19 protein-coding genes are annotated in these 16,822 nt (G+C 68.9%); 11 read left to right on the top strand and 8 right to left on the bottom strand.

Annotated features, from left to right (window positions below; all coding sequences use genetic code 11):
• Positions 1–82: 82 nt before the first annotated feature.
• Together AC2D10_RS12240 and AC2D10_RS12235 are read left to right on the top strand one after the other, a co-directional pair.
• Positions 83–805 (top strand): FadR/GntR family transcriptional regulator, encoded by a 723-nt coding sequence (locus tag AC2D10_RS12240; RefSeq protein WP_484708036.1) that lies wholly within the window; start codon positions 83–85, stop codon positions 803–805.
• Positions 806–860: 55 nt separating this feature from the next.
• Positions 861–1,778, top strand: coding sequence for a DUF808 domain-containing protein (locus AC2D10_RS12235; RefSeq protein WP_484708035.1), 918 nt, complete (start codon positions 861–863; stop codon positions 1,776–1,778).
• 84 nt (positions 1,779–1,862) lie between these two features.
• Here AC2D10_RS12235 and AC2D10_RS12230 read toward each other — a convergent pair whose 3' ends face one another.
• Entirely contained in the window at positions 1,863–3,284 is a 1,422-nt protein-coding gene (locus AC2D10_RS12230) for an alpha/beta fold hydrolase (protein ID WP_484708034.1), read from the bottom strand.
• A 137-nt stretch (positions 3,285–3,421) separates the two neighbouring features.
• On the opposite strand from AC2D10_RS12230, the gene AC2D10_RS12225 reads away from it, so the two are divergent.
• The 3 genes from AC2D10_RS12225 to AC2D10_RS12215 all read left to right on the top strand — a co-directional run bounded on the left by AC2D10_RS12225 (position 3,422) and on the right by AC2D10_RS12215 (position 6,120).
• Positions 3,422–3,946 (top strand): GNAT family N-acetyltransferase, encoded by a 525-nt coding sequence (locus AC2D10_RS12225; protein ID WP_484708032.1) that lies wholly within the window; start codon positions 3,422–3,424, stop codon positions 3,944–3,946.
• 7 nt (positions 3,947–3,953) lie between these two features.
• Positions 3,954–4,667 (top strand): nicotinamide riboside transporter PnuC, encoded by a 714-nt coding sequence (pnuC, locus tag AC2D10_RS12220; RefSeq protein WP_484708031.1) that lies wholly within the window; start codon positions 3,954–3,956, stop codon positions 4,665–4,667.
• A gap of 70 nt (positions 4,668–4,737) precedes the next feature.
• The gene (locus AC2D10_RS12215; protein WP_484708029.1) at positions 4,738–6,120 is read left to right on the top strand and encodes an LLM class flavin-dependent oxidoreductase; all 1,383 of its coding nucleotides are present in this window, start codon (positions 4,738–4,740) and stop codon (positions 6,118–6,120) included.
• A 12-nt stretch (positions 6,121–6,132) separates the two neighbouring features.
• On the opposite strand, the gene AC2D10_RS12210 is transcribed toward AC2D10_RS12215, so the two are convergent.
• The gene (locus tag AC2D10_RS12210; protein ID WP_484708027.1) at positions 6,133–6,312 is read right to left on the bottom strand and encodes a hypothetical protein; all 180 of its coding nucleotides are present in this window, start codon (positions 6,310–6,312) and stop codon (positions 6,133–6,135) included.
• A gap of 90 nt (positions 6,313–6,402) precedes the next feature.
• Here AC2D10_RS12210 and AC2D10_RS12205 point away from each other — a divergent pair, with 90 nt between their 5' ends.
• Entirely contained in the window at positions 6,403–7,440 is a 1,038-nt protein-coding gene (locus tag AC2D10_RS12205; protein WP_484708025.1) for an iron-containing redox enzyme family protein, read from the top strand.
• A complete protein-coding gene (locus AC2D10_RS12200; RefSeq protein ID WP_484708023.1) occupies positions 7,437–7,643 on the top strand; it encodes a CDGSH iron-sulfur domain-containing protein in 207 nt (68 codons plus the stop codon). The genes AC2D10_RS12205 and AC2D10_RS12200 overlap by 4 nt, the downstream gene beginning before the upstream one ends.
• 38 nt (positions 7,644–7,681) lie before the next feature.
• On the opposite strand, the gene AC2D10_RS12195 is transcribed toward AC2D10_RS12200, so the two are convergent.
• From AC2D10_RS12195 to AC2D10_RS12185, 3 genes are all read right to left on the bottom strand, one after another.
• The gene (locus AC2D10_RS12195) at positions 7,682–9,097 is read right to left on the bottom strand and encodes a M20/M25/M40 family metallo-hydrolase (protein ID WP_484708022.1); all 1,416 of its coding nucleotides are present in this window, start codon (positions 9,095–9,097) and stop codon (positions 7,682–7,684) included.
• A 94-nt stretch (positions 9,098–9,191) separates the two neighbouring features.
• The gene (locus AC2D10_RS12190) at positions 9,192–10,364 is read right to left on the bottom strand and encodes an exo-beta-N-acetylmuramidase NamZ family protein (protein ID WP_484708020.1); all 1,173 of its coding nucleotides are present in this window, start codon (positions 10,362–10,364) and stop codon (positions 9,192–9,194) included.
• Positions 10,365–10,368: 4 nt separating this feature from the next.
• Positions 10,369–11,235 (bottom strand): MurR/RpiR family transcriptional regulator, encoded by an 867-nt coding sequence (locus AC2D10_RS12185; protein ID WP_484708019.1) that lies wholly within the window; start codon positions 11,233–11,235, stop codon positions 10,369–10,371.
• Positions 11,236–11,384: 149 nt separating this feature from the next.
• On the opposite strand from AC2D10_RS12185, the gene AC2D10_RS12180 reads away from it, so the two are divergent.
• Genes AC2D10_RS12180 through AC2D10_RS12165 form a run of 4 tightly spaced genes read left to right on the top strand, consistent with a single transcriptional unit; the run spans position 11,385 to position 15,602 of the window.
• Positions 11,385–12,677, top strand: coding sequence for an ABC transporter substrate-binding protein (locus tag AC2D10_RS12180; RefSeq protein WP_484708016.1), 1,293 nt, complete (start codon positions 11,385–11,387; stop codon positions 12,675–12,677).
• A gap of 57 nt (positions 12,678–12,734) precedes the next feature.
• Positions 12,735–13,691: a carbohydrate ABC transporter permease gene (locus AC2D10_RS12175; protein WP_484708013.1), complete on the top strand. Its 957-nt coding sequence runs from the start codon at positions 12,735–12,737 to the stop codon at positions 13,689–13,691.
• Complete coding sequence (locus AC2D10_RS12170; protein WP_484708011.1) at positions 13,691–14,611, top strand: carbohydrate ABC transporter permease; 921 nt, start codon at positions 13,691–13,693, stop codon at positions 14,609–14,611. Before AC2D10_RS12175 ends, AC2D10_RS12170 begins: the two co-directional genes overlap by 1 nt.
• Positions 14,612–14,621: 10 nt before the next feature.
• Complete coding sequence (locus AC2D10_RS12165) at positions 14,622–15,602, top strand: serine hydrolase domain-containing protein (RefSeq protein ID WP_484708010.1); 981 nt, start codon at positions 14,622–14,624, stop codon at positions 15,600–15,602.
• Between the two features lie 52 nt (positions 15,603–15,654).
• On the opposite strand, the gene AC2D10_RS12160 is transcribed toward AC2D10_RS12165, so the two are convergent.
• From AC2D10_RS12160 to AC2D10_RS12150, 3 genes are read right to left on the bottom strand one after another with little or no spacing between them, the layout of a single operon-like run.
• Positions 15,655–15,918 (bottom strand): hypothetical protein, encoded by a 264-nt coding sequence (locus AC2D10_RS12160; RefSeq protein WP_484708009.1) that lies wholly within the window; start codon positions 15,916–15,918, stop codon positions 15,655–15,657.
• Entirely contained in the window at positions 15,915–16,364 is a 450-nt protein-coding gene (locus AC2D10_RS12155; protein WP_484708008.1) for a hypothetical protein, read from the bottom strand. The genes AC2D10_RS12160 and AC2D10_RS12155 overlap by 4 nt, the downstream gene beginning before the upstream one ends.
• A gap of 13 nt (positions 16,365–16,377) precedes the next feature.
• A complete protein-coding gene (locus AC2D10_RS12150; RefSeq protein ID WP_484708006.1) occupies positions 16,378–16,803 on the bottom strand; it encodes a MarR family winged helix-turn-helix transcriptional regulator in 426 nt (141 codons plus the stop codon).
• Positions 16,804–16,822: the final 19 nt, after the last annotated feature.

The raw sequence follows: 16,822 nt of genomic DNA, 5'->3' as shown, positions 1-16,822 counted from the left end.
TCTGATGTACTCTAAACACAGGTTCGAGCAGATCACAAGAGTGAGATGATCGGAGCGTTTCGGCCGGGACGAGAGGAACCAGATGAAGTCCACCACGGGAAGGGCGTCGCGCATGCGGCGTTCGACGACGGCGGATCAGATCAAGCAGCTCATCCTCACCCGTGGCCTCACCCCTGGCGACCCGCTTCCGACGGAGTCCGAGCTGTGCGCTGACCTCGACGTCTCGCGGTCATCAGTGCGTGAGGCGATCCGCACACTCTCGACGCTCGACATCGTCGACGTGCGACACGGGCACGGCACGTACGTCGGAGCGATGTCTCTGGATCCGATGGTCGAAGCACTGGTCTTCCGCGGGGTGCTGTCTCCCGAGGGGTCTCTGCAGGCGTTGCGTGAAGTGGTCGAGGTGCGGCTCGCCCTCGATCTGTCGATGGCTGAGCTCATCGTGGCCGCCGCGCGCGAGAACGTCGATGGCGAACTCGACCAGCTCGTCGACGAGATGGTCGACAAGGCGGCCCGAGGCGAGTACTTCCTCGACGAAGACCGCGCCTTCCACACCCGGCTCTTCGGCGCGCTCGACAACCGTCTGGTCGGACAGCTCGTGGGCGCGTTCTGGGACGTGCACACCGCCGTGCTGCCGCAGCTCGGCATCGCGCAGCCCGACGACATCCACCAGACGGCGAAGGCGCACGGCGACATGCTCGCCGCCGCTCGCGCCGGCGACGTCGAGGCGTATCGTCGCGCCGTCGTCGAGCACTACCAGCCGCTGCAGCGTGCTCTGGCCAGCACCGAGGGGGCGCGCACCTGAGAAGACCCCCGGTGTCGGTAGAGTTTCTCGTCTGCACTCAACACAGGGGGAACACATGTCGGTTGGTCTGCTCGCCGTCGTCGACGACATCCTGAGCGCCGCGATGAAGGCCTCGGCCAAAGCCGCCGGGGTCGTGATCGACGATGCCGCGGTCACCCCGCAGTACGTGCAGGGCATCACGCCCGCGCGTGAACTGCCGGTGGTCGCGAAGATCGCGCTGGGCTCGCTCGCCAACAAGTTCGTGATCATCATTCCGGTCGCGCTGTTGCTCACCGCCTTCGCGCCGTGGGTGCTGCCGTATCTGCTGATCCTCGGTGGCGCATACCTCTGCTTCGAGGGCGCCGAGAAGGTGCTCGAGTGGTTCGGCGTGCAGCACGGCCACGCCGATGAGACCGCCCGCAATGAGAACAAGCTCGTGTGGGGCGCCGTACGCACCGACCTGATCCTCTCGACCGAGATCATGCTCATCTCACTCTCGAACCTCGAAGCGGGCCTCGACGTCTGGACCACGCTCGCGATCCTCGCCGTGATCGCCCTGATGATGACCGGCGTCGTCTACGGCGCGGTCGCTCTGCTCGTGAAGATCGACGACATCGGGCTGAAGATGGCCAAGAACCGCGAAGCGCGCGTGCGGCATGCCGGCATGCGCATCGTGCGGTCGATGCCCGCGGTGTTCCGCTTCATCAGCATCCTGGGCACCGTCGCCATGCTCTGGGTCGGCGGACACCTGCTGCTCGTCAACCTCGGCGAAGTCGGCGTGCACTTCGGCGCCGACATCCTGCACGCCATCGAGCACGCGCTCGAGCCGGCCGGCGGCGTGATCGTGTGGATCGGCGACACCCTGTTCTCGGCCGTCGCGGGTCTCGCCGCCGGACTGGTGGTCGTCGGGATCATCCTCGGCATCGCGAAGCTCTTCGGCAAGAAGGCGAACTTCCACGAGGGCGAGGAGTCGCCCGCCGACGTGCACGTCTGAGGCCGGGGCTCTCCGAAACACTGGAGACAGCACGACGCCCGTGACCGAAGTCGGTCACGGGCGTCGTGTTTCTGCGTGTGAGGCCTACTTCTTGTTCTCGTAGAAGAAGTGCGGGTCTTCCTCACCGTCGTAGACGGGGAAGTCGGACTTTCGCAGGTCCTCGCCTGCGAAGAAGGCGCGCAGCGGGTCGTAGACCGCAAGGTCATCGGCGTCGACGTCGAGATGAGCCAGGCCAGGAGCGAACACCATGGTCGCATTGGGGTTCACGTCGCGATACCGACGCAGAGCGGACCAGTTGATGGAGTCGAACTCCGGTCGCACGATGAGCGTCGGCAGTGCCGTCTTGGTGACGTCAGCCACGACATCCTCGAAGATCGGCCACGCAGTGTCATTCACCGCGATCGTGGCGATGGCGTTCGCTCGCGACTTGTCTCCGCTCAAGCTGCCGAGCGCGCTCATCTGCTCCTCCTGCGACATGAAGGCCTCTGAGGCGAACGGGTTGATCTTCTGCAATTTGGACGCGATCGAGATCTTGACCAGAATCACGGGACTGACAACGCTCGGGTCGAAGGGTGGGCTGTCGCCGACGGGCGCTGATGGGATCTTCGCCTCCTCCTCCTCGGAAAGACCGGAACTGTATGACAGCGGCGCGAGGAGTGCGACCTTGTCGATGACTTCCGGGTGACTCGACGCGTATGCCTCGGCATAGAAGCCGCCGAAGGAATGACCGACCAGCGAGATCTTGTCGGACTTGACGACCTCCTTGCGGAAGGCGTCAAGGTCGTCGAGCAACCGCTGCATCGAGTACTCGTCGGCGGGGAGGAGCCCCGAGAAGCCTGCACCGACCTGGTCGAAGTAGTAGGCATCGACTCCCTGGTCCTGCGCGAGCTTTTCGACAATGCCCATCGTGCCGCCCTGATATTGGCCGGGTCCACCGTGAAGGACGATGATCGGAGGCTTGCCGGACTTGGTCTTCGCCTCGGTCTTCCACCACGCGATGCGCGAGCCCGTCGACAGGTCGACGTGCTGCGTCTCCGCCGACCCGACGACGTCATCCGGGGCAGGGAAAGCGTGAGAGGTGTCGCTCGGCGCCGCGAGAACAGCCGTTGTCGCGACGAGCACGAGCGCGGTCACGCCCGTGACGATCGAACTCGTCAGGCTGCGACGACCCCAGCCAGTACCCTTCGCGCGGCGGCGGCGGGTCCAGCGGAACGCGATCCATGACAGCCCGGAGGCCACGATGATCCCGACAATGATCGCCGCCCCGTACATCGCGACCTTGTTCGGCGCTGCGTAGGCTGTGCCCAGGAAGGCGACGACCGCCAGCATCACGCTCACCACGACGATCAGCACCCCCGCGATGACGACGGCGATGCGTCCTCCGACTCGTCTGCCGAGGCTCATGACCGGCGCGTCGCCGGTCTCATTTCTGTTTCTCAAAGCGTTCACAATCGACTTTCTTTCTGCCGTTCGGCAGAGCGCCGAACGGTTTACTTCCTGGGGCATGACCGCACAGAGCTCCATCCGTGACGCGGTTCAGCCAAAACCCCCGACATCTTGGTGTCGGGGCGCGCGCGCCGCGCACGCCCGCCGCCCTGATAACGTCGGCGATGCGCGCCCGAAGCGCAGACCAGGAGACACCCGTGCAGATCAGGGATGCCGTCGCCGCGGACCTCGACACGATCACCGCGATCCACAACCACGCCGTGGTGCACACCACCGCGATCTGGAACGAGGATCCGGTGGACCTCGACGACCGCGCCGCCTGGTTGGCCGAACGCACCGCCGACGGATTCCCCGTGATCGTGGCCGCCGACGACACCGGCGTGCTGGGCTACGCGTCATACGGACGATGGCGCCCGCACAGCGGCTTCCGCCACACGGTGGAGCACTCCGTCTACGTGCGCGGCGACGGGCAGGGCCGCGGCATCGGCACCGCGCTCATGGTCGCGCTGATCGAGCGGGCGCGCGAGCGCGGCATCCATGTGATGATCGCGGCGGTCGAGAGCGGCAACGCGGCATCCATCGCCCTGCACGAGCGGCTCGGCTTCGTCGAGGCCGGACGCATGCCCCAGGTCGGCGCCAAGTTCGGCCGCTGGCTTGACCTCTCTTTCCTGCAGCTGACGCTCGACGACCGGCCGACGCCGGCCGCAGCACCGACCTCCTGACCTCGCGATGGATCCGCTGACCTGGCTCGTCGACGCCTTCAACTCGACCTGGGTGCTGCCCGGCGGGCAGACGCTGCTCGTGCGTGAGGTGGTCGGCAACGCGTTCGGGCTCGCGAGCGCGATCGGCGGCATGCGGCGCAGGATCTGGGCGTGGCCGGTCGGCATCGTCGGCAATGTGCTGCTGCTCACCGTCTTCCTCGGATCGATCCTCAGCCCGGATCCCTCGGTGCCGCATCTGCTCGGACAGGCGGGGCGGCAGGTCATGTTCATCGCCGTCGCGATCTACGGCTGGGTGCGCTGGCGTCAGGCCGAGGGCGGACGCATCAGCCCGCACTGGGCGCCGACCGGCGCACGGGTGGGGCTGGTCGCCGCGCTCATCATCGGCACGCTCGCGCTGACCCCGCTGTTCCGCGCGCTGGGGTCGTGGGAGCCGGTGTGGGCGGACGCCTGGACATTCGTCGGCTCGCTGCTGGCGACCTACGGCATGGCGAAGGGATGGACCGAGTTCTGGCTGCTGTGGATCGCCGTCGACGTGGTGGGCGTGCCGCTGCTGTTCAGCTCGGGGTACTACGCCACCGGCCTGATGTACGTCTTCTACGGACTGTTCACCGCGGTCGGATTCGTGATCTGGTGGCGGGCGCAGTCGCAGGCGCGGCAGCGGGTCGAGATCCTGCCGCCCGACCCGAGCCCGAGGCTGGTCGAGGAGTCGGACGCCGGCTGACCTGCGGCGAATGTGTCGGACCGTGTCGCCGAGGGTGGCCTCGGGCGGAGTCATCCCGTTTCATGGGTCCATGACTCGTCAGATCCGCTTCAACGCCTTCGACATGAACTGCGTCGCCCACCAGTCGTCCGGCCTGTGGCGGCACCCCGACGACCGCTCGCGCCAGTACAACACGATCACGTACTGGACCGATCTGGCGAAGCTGCTCGAGAGCGCGACGTTCGACGGCATCTTCATCGCCGACGTGCTGGGCACCTACGACGTCTACGGCGGCACGAACGAGGCCGCGATCCGCAACGGCGCGCAGGTGCCGGTGAACGATCCCATCCTGCTCGTGAGCGCGATGGCCGCCGTGACCGAGCACCTGGGCTTCGGCATCACCGCGGGAACCGCGTTCGAGCACCCCTACCCGTTCGCCCGCCGCCTCAGCACGCTCGATCACCTCACGAACGGCCGCATCGGCTGGAACGTGGTGACCGGCTATCTGCCCAGTGCCGCGCGCAACATGGGGCAGACCGACCAGCTCGCCCACGACGACCGCTACGACCACGCCGACGAGTACGTCGAGGTGCTCTACAAGCTGTGGGAGGGCTCGTGGGAAGACGATGCGGTCGTCGAAGACCGTGAACGCGGCATCTTCACCGACCCGTCGAAGGTGCACCCGATCGGGCACGAGGGCACGCACTTCAGCGTTCCCGGCATCCACATCTCCGAGCCGTCGCCGCAGCGCACCCCGGTGATCTACCAGGCCGGCGCGAGCCCCCGCGGCGTGAAGTTCGCGGCAGAGAACGCCGAGGCGATCTTCGTCGCCGCCCCCTCGAAGGAGGTGCTCGCGAAGACCGTGAAGCGCATCCGCGACGGACTCGAGGCCGCGGGGCGCGACCGCTACGACGCCCGCATCTACACGCTGCTCACCGTGATCACCGCGGCGACCAGCGAAGAGGCGACGGCCAAGCACGCCGAGTACCTCTCGTACGCCAGCCCCGAGGGCGCGCTCACGTTCATGTCGGGATGGATGGGCGTGGACCTGTCGCAGTACGGCGAGGACGAGCCGGTCGGCAACGTCGAGTCGAACGCGATCCAGTCGGTGCTGCAGCATCTGAAGGAGGAGGCCGACCTCGGCCGCGAATGGACCGTCGGCGACTTCGGACGGCACAACGCGATCGGCGGCCTCGGCCCGACCGTCATCGGCTCGGGCGTCGAGATCGCCGACGAGCTGCAGTCCTGGGTCGACGAGACCGACATCGACGGCTTCAACCTCGCGTACGCGGTGACCCCGGGCACCTGGGCCGACGTGATCGAGCACGTCATCCCGGTGCTGCGCGAGCGCGGGCTCTACCCAGAGGAGTACACACCCGGCACCCTGCGCCACAAGCTGCACGGACGCGGCGACCGGGTGCAGGACACCCATCGCGCGGCGCAGTACCGCATCGGGGCGAAGGTCGCCGGCTGAGCCGGTCGGGCGTCAGTCGGCGTCGCGGGTGAAGATGCTGCGGATCACGAAGTAGACGACGATCGCCACCACGGCGACGATCGCGAGCTTGGCGATGAACCACAGCACCGAGAACAGGGCGCTCACCAGCCACCAGGCGATCACGACGGCGAGGATGACACCGAGGACGGTCCAGAGCTTGTTCTTGGTCATGAGTCCAGCCTACGGCCGGTCGGATGCCGCATCGAGCGGCCCGCGTCAAGACCCTTCCCGACAGCGCTCGCGCGCGCGAGACTGCGTGACATGACCTCGACTGCCGTCCCCGCCACCGTCTCCGACATCACCGCGCGGGGGCCTTTGAGCGCCGCCGTGCTGAGCCGCCTCGTCGGACAGGAGTCGCCCGACCTGCATGCCCAGGCCGAGACCGCGCTGGCGATGACCGACGACATCGTGCGCGACGACGACATCCAGCTCGCGCTCTTCCTGCTCTACGCCTCGGCATACGGTTCGCTGCCTGAACTCGACGCGTCGCTCGAATGGGATCCCGAACTGGTCGCCACGCGTCAGCTGCTCGAGACCGCGTTCGAGGCCGTGCTGCGCGAGCGTGTCCCCGCGCCCGACTCGCCCGAGCCCACGGTCGACGCTGTGGGCCGCGCCCTGTTCGCGCTGGCCGAAGCCGACACGGGCCCGAGCCTGTCGCGCTACCTGGCGAAGAAGGCGACCACCGAGCAGGCCACGGAGTTCTTCATCCAGCGCTCGATCTACACGCTGCGCGAGGCCGACCCGCACTCCTGGGCGATCCCGCGTCTGCACGGGCGGCCCAAAGCCGCGCTGGTCGAGATCCAGTCCGACGAGTACGGCGGCGGCCGCCCCGAACGCGTGCACGCGACGATGTTCGCCACCGCGATGCGCGGGGCCGGCCTCGACGACACCTACGGCGCGTACGTCGACGATGCGCCCGCGATCACGCTGGCCTCGCACAACACGATGTCGATGTTCGGGCTCAACCGCCGCCTGCTGGGCGCGATCGTCGGGCACCTCGCCGCGTTCGAGATGACCTCGTCGATCCCCAACCGGCTGTACGGCGACGGACTGCGCCGCCTGGGCTTCGGTGACGACGTGACGGCGTACTTCGACGAGCACGTCGAGGCCGATGCGGTGCACGAGCAGATCGCCGCACGTGACCTCGCCGGAACGCTCGCCGAGGATCACCCCGAGCTGCTGGGCGACATCATGTTCGGCGCATCGGCGTGCCTGACCGTCGACGGCTGGGGCGCCGAGCACATGCTCGAGTGCTGGAGTCGGGGCGCGTCGTCGCTCCGCGAGCGGGTCGCGTCATGAGCGCCGACCGCGAACCGGTCACGATCACGGCATATCCCGACGGGCCGCTGCTCGTGCGCGGCGACGTGGAGCTGCACGACGACGAGGGCCAGCCGCTCGAGAGCCGCCGCCGCACGGTCGCACTCTGCCGCTGCGGGCTCTCGACGATCAAGCCGTTCTGCGACGGCACGCACAAGGCGACCGGCTTCCGCACCGACGCCTGACCCGGAAGCGGGTCTCATCGCGGCCGGGCCGGAGCGAGTCAGCTCGCGGCGCGCTCCTCGACCGCCATCGCCCCGATCTCGCGCCACAGGTGCGCGATCGATGCCGCTCCCTGCAGCAGCATCCGCACATCGACGCTCTCGTCGCTGGCGTGCCAGTGGTCTTCGGGCAGCCCGGTGCCGAGGAAGTACACCGGCACATCGAGCTCGTGCGCCAGCAGGTCCGCCGGACCGCCGCCGGCGTTGCCCATGCGGCCCTGCACGGCGGTCCCGTGGCCCAGCGTGAGGGCGCGCTCGAGCGCGTCGAGCACCGGACCCGGGGGCGACACGTACGGCTCCTGCGCCAGGTCCTCGTGCACCTCGAAGGTGTACTCCGCGTCTTCGGGCATGGCCTCGGCGACATAGCGCTGCAGCTGCTCGGCGACGGTCGCCGCGCGCTGCCCTGGCACGTACCGGATGCTGATCGACGCGCTGGCCTCGCGCGGAATCACCGAGCGCTCGATGCCCTGCGGTTCGCCGGCCAGCACGGACAGCACCTCGATCGCGGGTCGCGCCCACAGCCGCTCGGCGAGCGTGAAGCCGGACTCGCCGCTGATGACCCGCGTCTCGGTGCCCGCGACCCACGCCTCGAGATCGATGGGCAGCGCAGCGAACTCCTGCCCGCGCTCGGGGGTGACCGGTTCGACGTCGTCGTAGAAGTGCGGAACGGCGATCCGACCGTCGTCGTCATGCAGACCGGCCAGCACCTGCGCCAGGGCGATCGCGGGGTTCACGGTGACACCGGATGCCACGCCGCTGTGCACATCGCGATCAGGCCCCCGCACCGTGAGGGATGCCGTCATGGTGCCCCGCATCGACGTGACGGGCGCCGGAGAATCTGCACTCCACTGCACCGTGTCGGAGAACACCACCACATCGCACGCGAACATCTCGCGGCGCTCCTCCAGCAGTTTCTTGAGGCTCGGCGAGCCGATCTCCTCCTCGCCGTCGATGATGAACCTCACGGTGGCTCGCGGAGTGCGGTCGGCGCGGGTCGAACAGTGCGCCCGCAGCGCCCACGTGTGCGCGAGCACCTGCCCCTTGGCGTCCGACGCCCCGCGTCCGTACAGCCGCCCTTCGCGCAGCAGCGGCGCGAACGGCCCGGTCACGCTCCACTCCTCGGGCTTGGCGTGGCGCACATCGTGATGGCTGTACACGAGCACGGTCGGCGCGCCGGGGTCGCCGCGGAGCTCGCCGTACACCGCCGCAGAGTCTCCCGTCGGCAGGACCTGCACCTGCATGCCCGCATCGCGCATCTCGTCGGCGATCCACTCCGCCGAGCGCAGCATCTCGTCGCGGCGCTCGGGGTCGGCCGACACCGACGGGATGCGCACCCACTCCGAGAGGCGGTCGATGATCTCGGCGCGCTGCTCGTCGAGGAAGTGCGCGATCGCGCCGGCGGGTCGGGTGTGGGTCATGGCACCACCGTGCCGCACGGCATCGAGACCGCGACGGGGCTTGACGATTCGTGAGGATGCCGGGTATGCGCATGTTGCGGTGCGAAGACCGCACTCAGCGGTACAGCAGGTCCTGCTCCACGGCATCCGCCCACTCGGGCACGGCGAAGCGCGCCGGGTCGTCCCACTCCCCCGCGACGATCTGGGCGAAGGCGCCCTGCACGCCGAACAGCTTCTCGAGCGGCGACCAGTCGGACTCGCCGGGCATCGGCACGAACGACCGCTCCTCGAGGGCGCCGGGGTGCAGCTCCTCGATCAGCGACAGCAGGCGGGCTCCCGCGTGCACGGGGCGCAGCGCCTCGGCATCGGTGATGTGCAGGATGACGCCCTCGCAGGCCTCGCCCGCGTGGTCGCGCACGAGGGGGGTGAAGCCGTACGGCACGGCGACGAGACCGGGCAACCGTGCGGCGGCGATGGCTGCGGCGTAGCGCTCCCCGTCGAGGAACGGCGCGGCGATCACACGGAACGGCACCGCGGTGCTGCGGCCCTCCGACACGTTCACGCCCTCGGCCAGGCAGGTGCCGGGGTACAGCAGCGCGGTGGTGGGGCTGGGCAGGTTCGGTGACGGCGGCATCCAGGTCCGCTCCCCGCAACCGATCGGGGCGTCGCGGGTCCATCCCTCGACCTCGATCACGGTGAGGTCGACGTCGATCCTCCGCGTGCGCACCCAGTGCCGCGCGAGTTCGCCGATCGTCAGGCCGTGCCGGATGGGCATGCTCCACCGCCCCACCAGCGACTGGGCGCGCTCGTCGAGCATCGGCCCCTCGGCCCGGTCCAGTCGTCCGCCGATCGGGTTCGGGCGATCGAGCACGACCACGGCGACGCCGGCGTCGGCGCAGGCCTCGAGCACGTGGCTCATGGTCCAGATGTAGGTGTAGAAGCGGGCGCCCACGTCGGGCAGATCGATCAGCATCACGTCGAGGTCGGCGAGGTCGGCGGGCGTCGGGCGCACGTCGGCGCCGTAGAGACTGCGCACCTCGACGCCGGTGACCGGATCGGTGCGGTCGTCGACCAACTCGCCCTCACGCGCGCGGCCGCTGAGCCCGTGCTCCGGTCCGAACAGACGCGTGAAGGTCCAGCCCGCGGCGGTCAGCGGCTGCCGCCCTCGCTGCAGGTCGGAGGTCAGCGCGAGATCGTTGGTCACCATGCCGATGCGGCTGCCCCCGAGGCGCGTGAGCAGGTCGGCGGGGATGTTGCGGCGGATCAGGCGGTCGATTCCGAGGAGCATGCGATCAGTCGATTCTGTGGTCGGTGACGGCGTTGTAGGTGCGCTGCAGGTTGTCGGAGATCGTGTCGTAGTCGGCCTGAGCGATGCGCGTGAACAGGAAGTCGAGCACGGCGAGCTGCGCGATGCGGCTGGCCATCGCGCCGGATCGGAAGGTCGACTCCGACACGGCCGTCACCAGCACGAGCGTGCAGACGCGGGCGAGCGGCGAGCGCGGGTTGTTGGTGATGGCGATCGTGGTGGCACCGGCGCGCGCGGCGACCTCGGCCGACTGCACGATCTCGAGCGTGCGCCCGGAGTGCGAGATCGCGATCGCCACGTCGCGCTCGTCGAGCAGTGCGGCCCCGGTGAGGGCGAGGTGCAGGTCGGTGCGTGCCTGGGCGACGAGACCGGCGCGGTGCAGCTTCTGCTCGAGGTCCTGCGCGGCGAGTCCGCTGGACGCCGCGCCGTAGATGTCGATGCGCCGCGCCGCCCGAATCGCGTCGACACAGCGCTCGAGTTCGTCGATGTCGATCTGGCGCGCGGTCTGCTCGATGGCGGATGCCTCGGCGAAGGCGATCTTGCGCACCGTGGTGAGTGCGTCGTCGTGTCGGCTGACGTCGCTCTCGGACACCTGGAAGCGCTCGCGGTCGGTGGCGCTGCGGTCGAGTTCGGTGGCGAGGGCCCGGCGCAGATCGGGGTAGCCCGAGAAGCCGAGGCTCTGCGTGAAGCGGGCGATGCTCGCGACCGACGTGCCGCAGGCGGCGGCGAGGTGCGTGATGGAGTTCTCGACCACGCTCTGCGGATCAGCCAGCACGTGCGTGGCGATGCGGCGCTCGGTGGGGGTGAGCGCCGACAGACGCTGATGGATGGCGGTCATCGCACTGGTGGACACGGCACCAGGATGACACGGCCGTGTTACGAATGGAAGTAATTTTCGAATTGCTCTTGAGTTTCTGTAAAAAGTTGCCCAAAGTGGGCGGAGGCTTTCACAGCAGAGACGCCCCGGTCCGGCCGACGGCTCTCACAACCGAGAGGAACCCCATGCGATACCGCACCACCCGATTTGCGTTCACCGCAGGTCTCCTGGTCACGGGCCTGGCCGTGGCCGGATGCGCGCCCTCGGCGTCGAGCGGAGAGGGTAGCGGCGGCGAAGAAGACGTCACGCTCTCGATCTGGTCGTGGCAGGCGTCGTCGTCTCCGAAGTGGGAGGCCGTGTTCGACAAGTACGAGGAGTCGCACCCCGGTGTGACCATCGAGTTCGAGGGCTTCCAGCCCACCGAGTACAACCAGATCCTCGCGACCGGTCTCGAAGGCAGCGACGGACCCGACATCGCGATGCTGCGCGCCTACGGCGGCATCCAGCCCGCGATCCAGTCCGAGCAGATCGTGCCGATCGACGACATCGTCGACGGTCTCGACCAGTTCGACCCGACCGTGCTGCGTGCCGCTCAGGGCAAGGACGACGGCGCCACCTACGGCGTCCCGTTCGCGTACCAGACCATGCAGATGTTCTACAACAAGACCATGTTCGACGAGATGGGCCTGGAGGAACCCACCGACTGGGACGAGTTCATCGCCCTGCAGGAGGAGCTCCTCGGCGAGGGCGTCACGCCGATGGCGCTCGGCGCCCGCGAAGACTGGGTGCTGCCGATGTTCCACGACATCGTGGGCTCGGCGAACTACGGCGGCGCGGACTTCGAGGAGAAGGTGCTCGCCGGCGAGGCCGACTTCACCGACCCGGCGTACGTGGCCTCGCTGCAGATCGTCAAGGACATGCAGAAGTACCTCGACAAGAACGTCAACGCGATCGCCGTGGCCGACGCGGTGCTGCAGTTCACCTCGGGCCAGGCCGCGCAGTGGCCCGGCGGCTCGTTCGACCTGCCGACGTTCCAGAACTCCGCTCCCGACACCGAGTGGGGCGTCTACGAGGTGCCGCCGGCTCCCGACAGCGCACTCGACCACGCCGTCACCCCCGGCTACGCCGACGGCAGCTTCGGCATCAACGCCTCCAGCGACCAGCAGGAGGCCGCGACCGAGCTGCTCAACTGGATGACCACCAAGGAGTTCGGCCAGCTGGTCGCCGACGAGGTCGACCAGTTCTCCGCCCTGCCGGGTGTGGAGTACTCCGACCCGCTGATGCAGGAGATGAACGAGCAGTACACCGAGAACCCCGCTCCGTACCTGCTGCTGGTCGACTTCCGCTACGGCGACCCGACCGGCACCGCGGTGCTCGGCCCGGACATCCAGGCGATGTTCCTCGGTGACAAGACGCCCGAGCAGCTGGGATCCGACCTGCAGTCCGGGGTCTCCACCTGGTTCACCCCCGCATCCTGATCCGACGGTGGTGGGGGCGTCGCCCTGGCGCCCCCACCCCGCAGTGAAAGAGACATCATGGCCCTCACCCTCCCCCTCCGCCAGGAGAAGCCGCGGCGCTCGCGGGCCGGCATCGCACTGACGACGCCGACCGCGCTGCTGTTCGTGCTGCCGGCGGCGGCGCTGTTCGCGGTGCTCATCCTGTACCCGATGCTCGCCGCGCTCAGCTATTCGTTCTTCGACTGGCAGGGGACCAAGCAGGGCGGCTTCGCCGGCGTCGGCAACTACATCACGCTCCTGACGAAGGAGCCCTACGCCTCGGAGCTCTGGAACGCCTTCGGTCACAACCTGCTGCTGTTCGCGGGCGCCCTCGTCTTCCAGAACTCGCTGGGCCTCGGCATCGCGACTCTGCTGCACCGCCGCAAGCGCACGAAGCGCTTCTTCCAGACGATCTTCGCGCTGCCCTACCTGGTCAGCCCGATGGTGATCGGCTACCTCTGGTCGCTGATGCTGTCGCCGCTGTTCGGCCCGATCAACGCGATCCTGCGCGGCGTCGGCCTCGAGAGCCTCGCACTCCCCTGGCTCGGCGACCCGCAGCTCGCGATCTGGGTCATCGTGCTCGTCAGCGCGTGGCAGTGGATCGGCTTCCCGATCCTGCTCTACGGCGCAGCCCTCGGCGGCATCCCCGAGGAGATCGAGGAGGCCGCGTCGCTCGACGGCGCCACCGCCGGCAAGCGCTTCCGCTACATCACGCTGCCGATGCTCACCCCGACCATCGGCATCATCACCGTGCTCACCTTCATCGGCAGCATGGAGGCGATGGCCATCCCGTTCGCCCTCGCCGGCTCGAACGGCGCACCGGCGGGCTCGACCGACGTGATGATGCTGCTGTTCTACCGCACCGCCTTCGAGTCCGGGAACCCGAACTCCATCGGGGTGTCCTCCGCCCTCGCGACGGTGCTCTTCATCTTCATCATGGTGATCTCCGTCATCATCACCTCCACGATGCGCCGAGCCGAACGAAAGCTGTTCTGATGACCACCGCCACCGAACCACGCCCCGCGCCGACGACCGAGGCGATCGTGTCGGGTCGCCGCCCCTCGGCCGCGCGTCGCCGCACCAGCCGCACCTCCGACAGCTCGTTCCTCGGACGCCTGCTCGCGAACATCTTCCTGTGGGGATACGCGCTGGTCGCGATCGGCCCGCTGCTGCTCATGGTCAACAACTCGCTGCGCACGCAGCAGCAGATCGCGACCGAGCCGCTGGGCCTTCCCGTCCCGCCGACGTTCACGAGCTTCCAGAACGCCTGGATCACGGCATCGTTCGACACCTACTTCGTGAACTCGATCACCGTGACCGTCGGGTCGGTCATCGTCACCACCGTCGTGTCGGTCCTCGCCGCTTACGCATTCGCGCGGGCGCGGGCGAAGTTCTTCCGCGGCATCGAGGCGGTGTTCCTGTCGGGACTCATGCTGCCGGTGCACCTGGCGATCCTGCCGCTGTTCTATCTGCTCGACTCGCTGCGGATGACGAGCAACGTCTTCAGCCTGATCCTCGTCTACGGCGCCCTCGGCATCCCGTTCACGACGTTCGTGCTGACGGTGTTCTTCCGCGCTCTGCCCATCGAGCTCGAAGAAGCCGCGCGCATCGACGGCGCCGGCCCCTTCCGCACGTTCCTGCAGATCCTGCTGCCGCTCGTCCGACCCGCACTCGCGACCGTGATCGTGTTCCGCTTCGTGCCCGTGTGGAACGACTTCTTCTACCCGCTGATCCTTCTGCGCGACCGCGACTCGTACACGCTGCCCGTCGGGCTCACCCGCTTCTTCGGCGAGTACTCGACCGACTGGCCGCAGCTGTTCGCCGGCCTGACCATCGCGACGATCCCGCTGGTGGTGCTGTTCCTGCTCGCCACGAAGCAGATCATCAACGGGCTCACCTCGGGCATGAGCAAGTGAGTCGGGCGTAGTGAACGGGGCGCCGGGATCGGCGTGGGCGTCGCTGCGCAGCATCCGCCGATCGGACGCCGCCGAGCTCACGGTGTTGGGCACCCCGGCCGACGGCGACGACACCCCGCTGACCGACGCGCATCTGTTCGACCTCGCGTCGCTGACCAAGATCTTCACGACCGTGGCCGCGCTGCGGCTGGGAGATGCCGGGCTGCTCGACCTCGACGAGCCGGTCGCCGGTGTCGTGGCGGTCGGGAGCGGGGCGGGCGCCGACCGCATCACGCTGCGGCACCTGCTCACGCACACCTCGGGGCTGCCCGCGGAGGGTGCGCTGTGGCGGTCGGGGATCGTGGGCGAGGAACTGCGGGCGGCAGTGCTGCGCAGTGAACTGCTCGCATCGCCCGGGACGACGCACCGGTACTCGGACGTGGGATTCATCGCGGTGGGTGAGGTGCTCGAACGCGTGTCGGGTCGACCGTTCGCCGAACTCGTCGCTGCGGCGGCCGAGGTGCTCGGCGCGGCGACGCTGACCTGGACGCCGGCGCCGCAGCTGTCCGTCGCGACCGAGGTGCAGCCGCATCGCGGGCTCGTGCGCGGCGCAGTGCACGATGAGCTGGCGCATGCGCTCGGGCGGCCAGCCGGCCACGCGGGACTCTTCGGCACCGTGCACGACGTCGCTGCACTGGCGCGGATGATCCGCGACGACGGGGTCGGTGGGGGCGGGCGCGTGCTGTCAGCGGCCAGCATCCGCCTCATGACGACGCCGGTCGCGCGCGCCGAGGCGGGCTACGGTCAGGCGCTCGGGCTGCGTGTGCGCGATGCAGCCTGGATGGGCGAGACGGATGCCGTCGGCCACACCGGCTTCACCGGAACGTGTTTCGCGGTCGACCTCGCCGGCGGCGGATTCGGGGTGCTGCTGACGAACCGCGTGCACCCCTCGCGTGACGATGCGGACATGTCAGACGTGCGTCAAGAGTTCCTGCGACCGTTGGGGTCGTGACGCGGGGGGTCGTGACGCCGGGGGGTCTCGTCGCGCGCCCCGCGGCCGAGCGTCACCGCCGCGCTTCCCTGCGCACGTTCATCAGCGTCAGCACGCCGCCGAGCACCGGGATGAGCGCCATCAGTCGCGTCCGCAGCATCAGATCGCGCCCGAACAGCGCGGTGACCGCGACGGCGAGGTAGAGCGCGCCGTGGATAGGCCCGAGCGCCGAGGCGACGCCGTCGACATGCACGGTCAGCAGGTTGAGAAGCAGCACGGCGATGCTCAGCAGCTCGAGCACCGAGAGCACGTCGAGCACCCGCAGCAGGGGCCTCATTCGGCACCCGGTCGCACGATCATGAGCACGACGACGGCGACCCAGAGCAGGTTGAACATCCCGGTCATCATGCGCATCGTGCGGCCGCCACGGGCATCGAGGGTGCCGGCGAGCGCGTCGCGCTGCGCCGGCACGATGCGCAGTGCCAGCAGTCCTCCCGCGACTGAGGTGAGCACCATGGCGATCGTGATCCAGATCTCGCCGATCCTGCCTTGCACGGCGGCGAGCGCGAGGCCGATCACCGGCACCGTGAGGGCGAGGATGCCGTAGACACGGGTGATCCGGTGCAGCACTGTCGCCACGCCGAGGCCGGCGGCATCCGGATCGGGCGCGCCACCGTCGGCCGGCTGCGGTGCGAACCGCGGGAAGAGGCTGGCGGTGACGGCGACGGGGCCGATGAAGAGGATGCCGGCGAGGACGTGTACCGAGAGAAGGAGATGTTCCACACCTTTAGTCTACCTAAAGGTTGCGGGGTGCGCCCATCACGTCGATGAGGTGCGCGCGGAGTGCCTCGGTGAGGCCCGGATGCGCGGCGGCGAAGGACTCGTCGAGGGCGGCGACCCGGCCCGCGGCATCCGCCAGCACCTGCTGGCCTCGTTCCGTCACCTGCAGCTGAGACGCGGCGCCCGCGCGAGCCGTGGCGTCGTCGACGAGTCCCTCGTCTTTGAGCGCGGCGACCGCCACGTGCGCGCTGGGCGCGGTGATGCGAGAGCGACGGGCCAGCTCGCTGAACGAGATCCCCGGCGTGCCGCGGATGTGGCCGAGCAGCGCATACTTGCGCGAGGTCAGGCCGAGCGGTTTCAGTGCCGCGGCGAAGGCCTCCTGCCACCCGGCGGCCACGGTGAGCAGCGCGATCGTGGGGCTGAAGGGCGGGGTCTCGGTCACTCGTTCAGGCTACTCGGCG

Source organism: Microbacterium sp. PI-SA-G (assembly GCF_057215335.1).
Note: the sequence above shows the minus strand (reverse complement) of the source record. Positions and strands in the feature narration are given on the sequence as shown.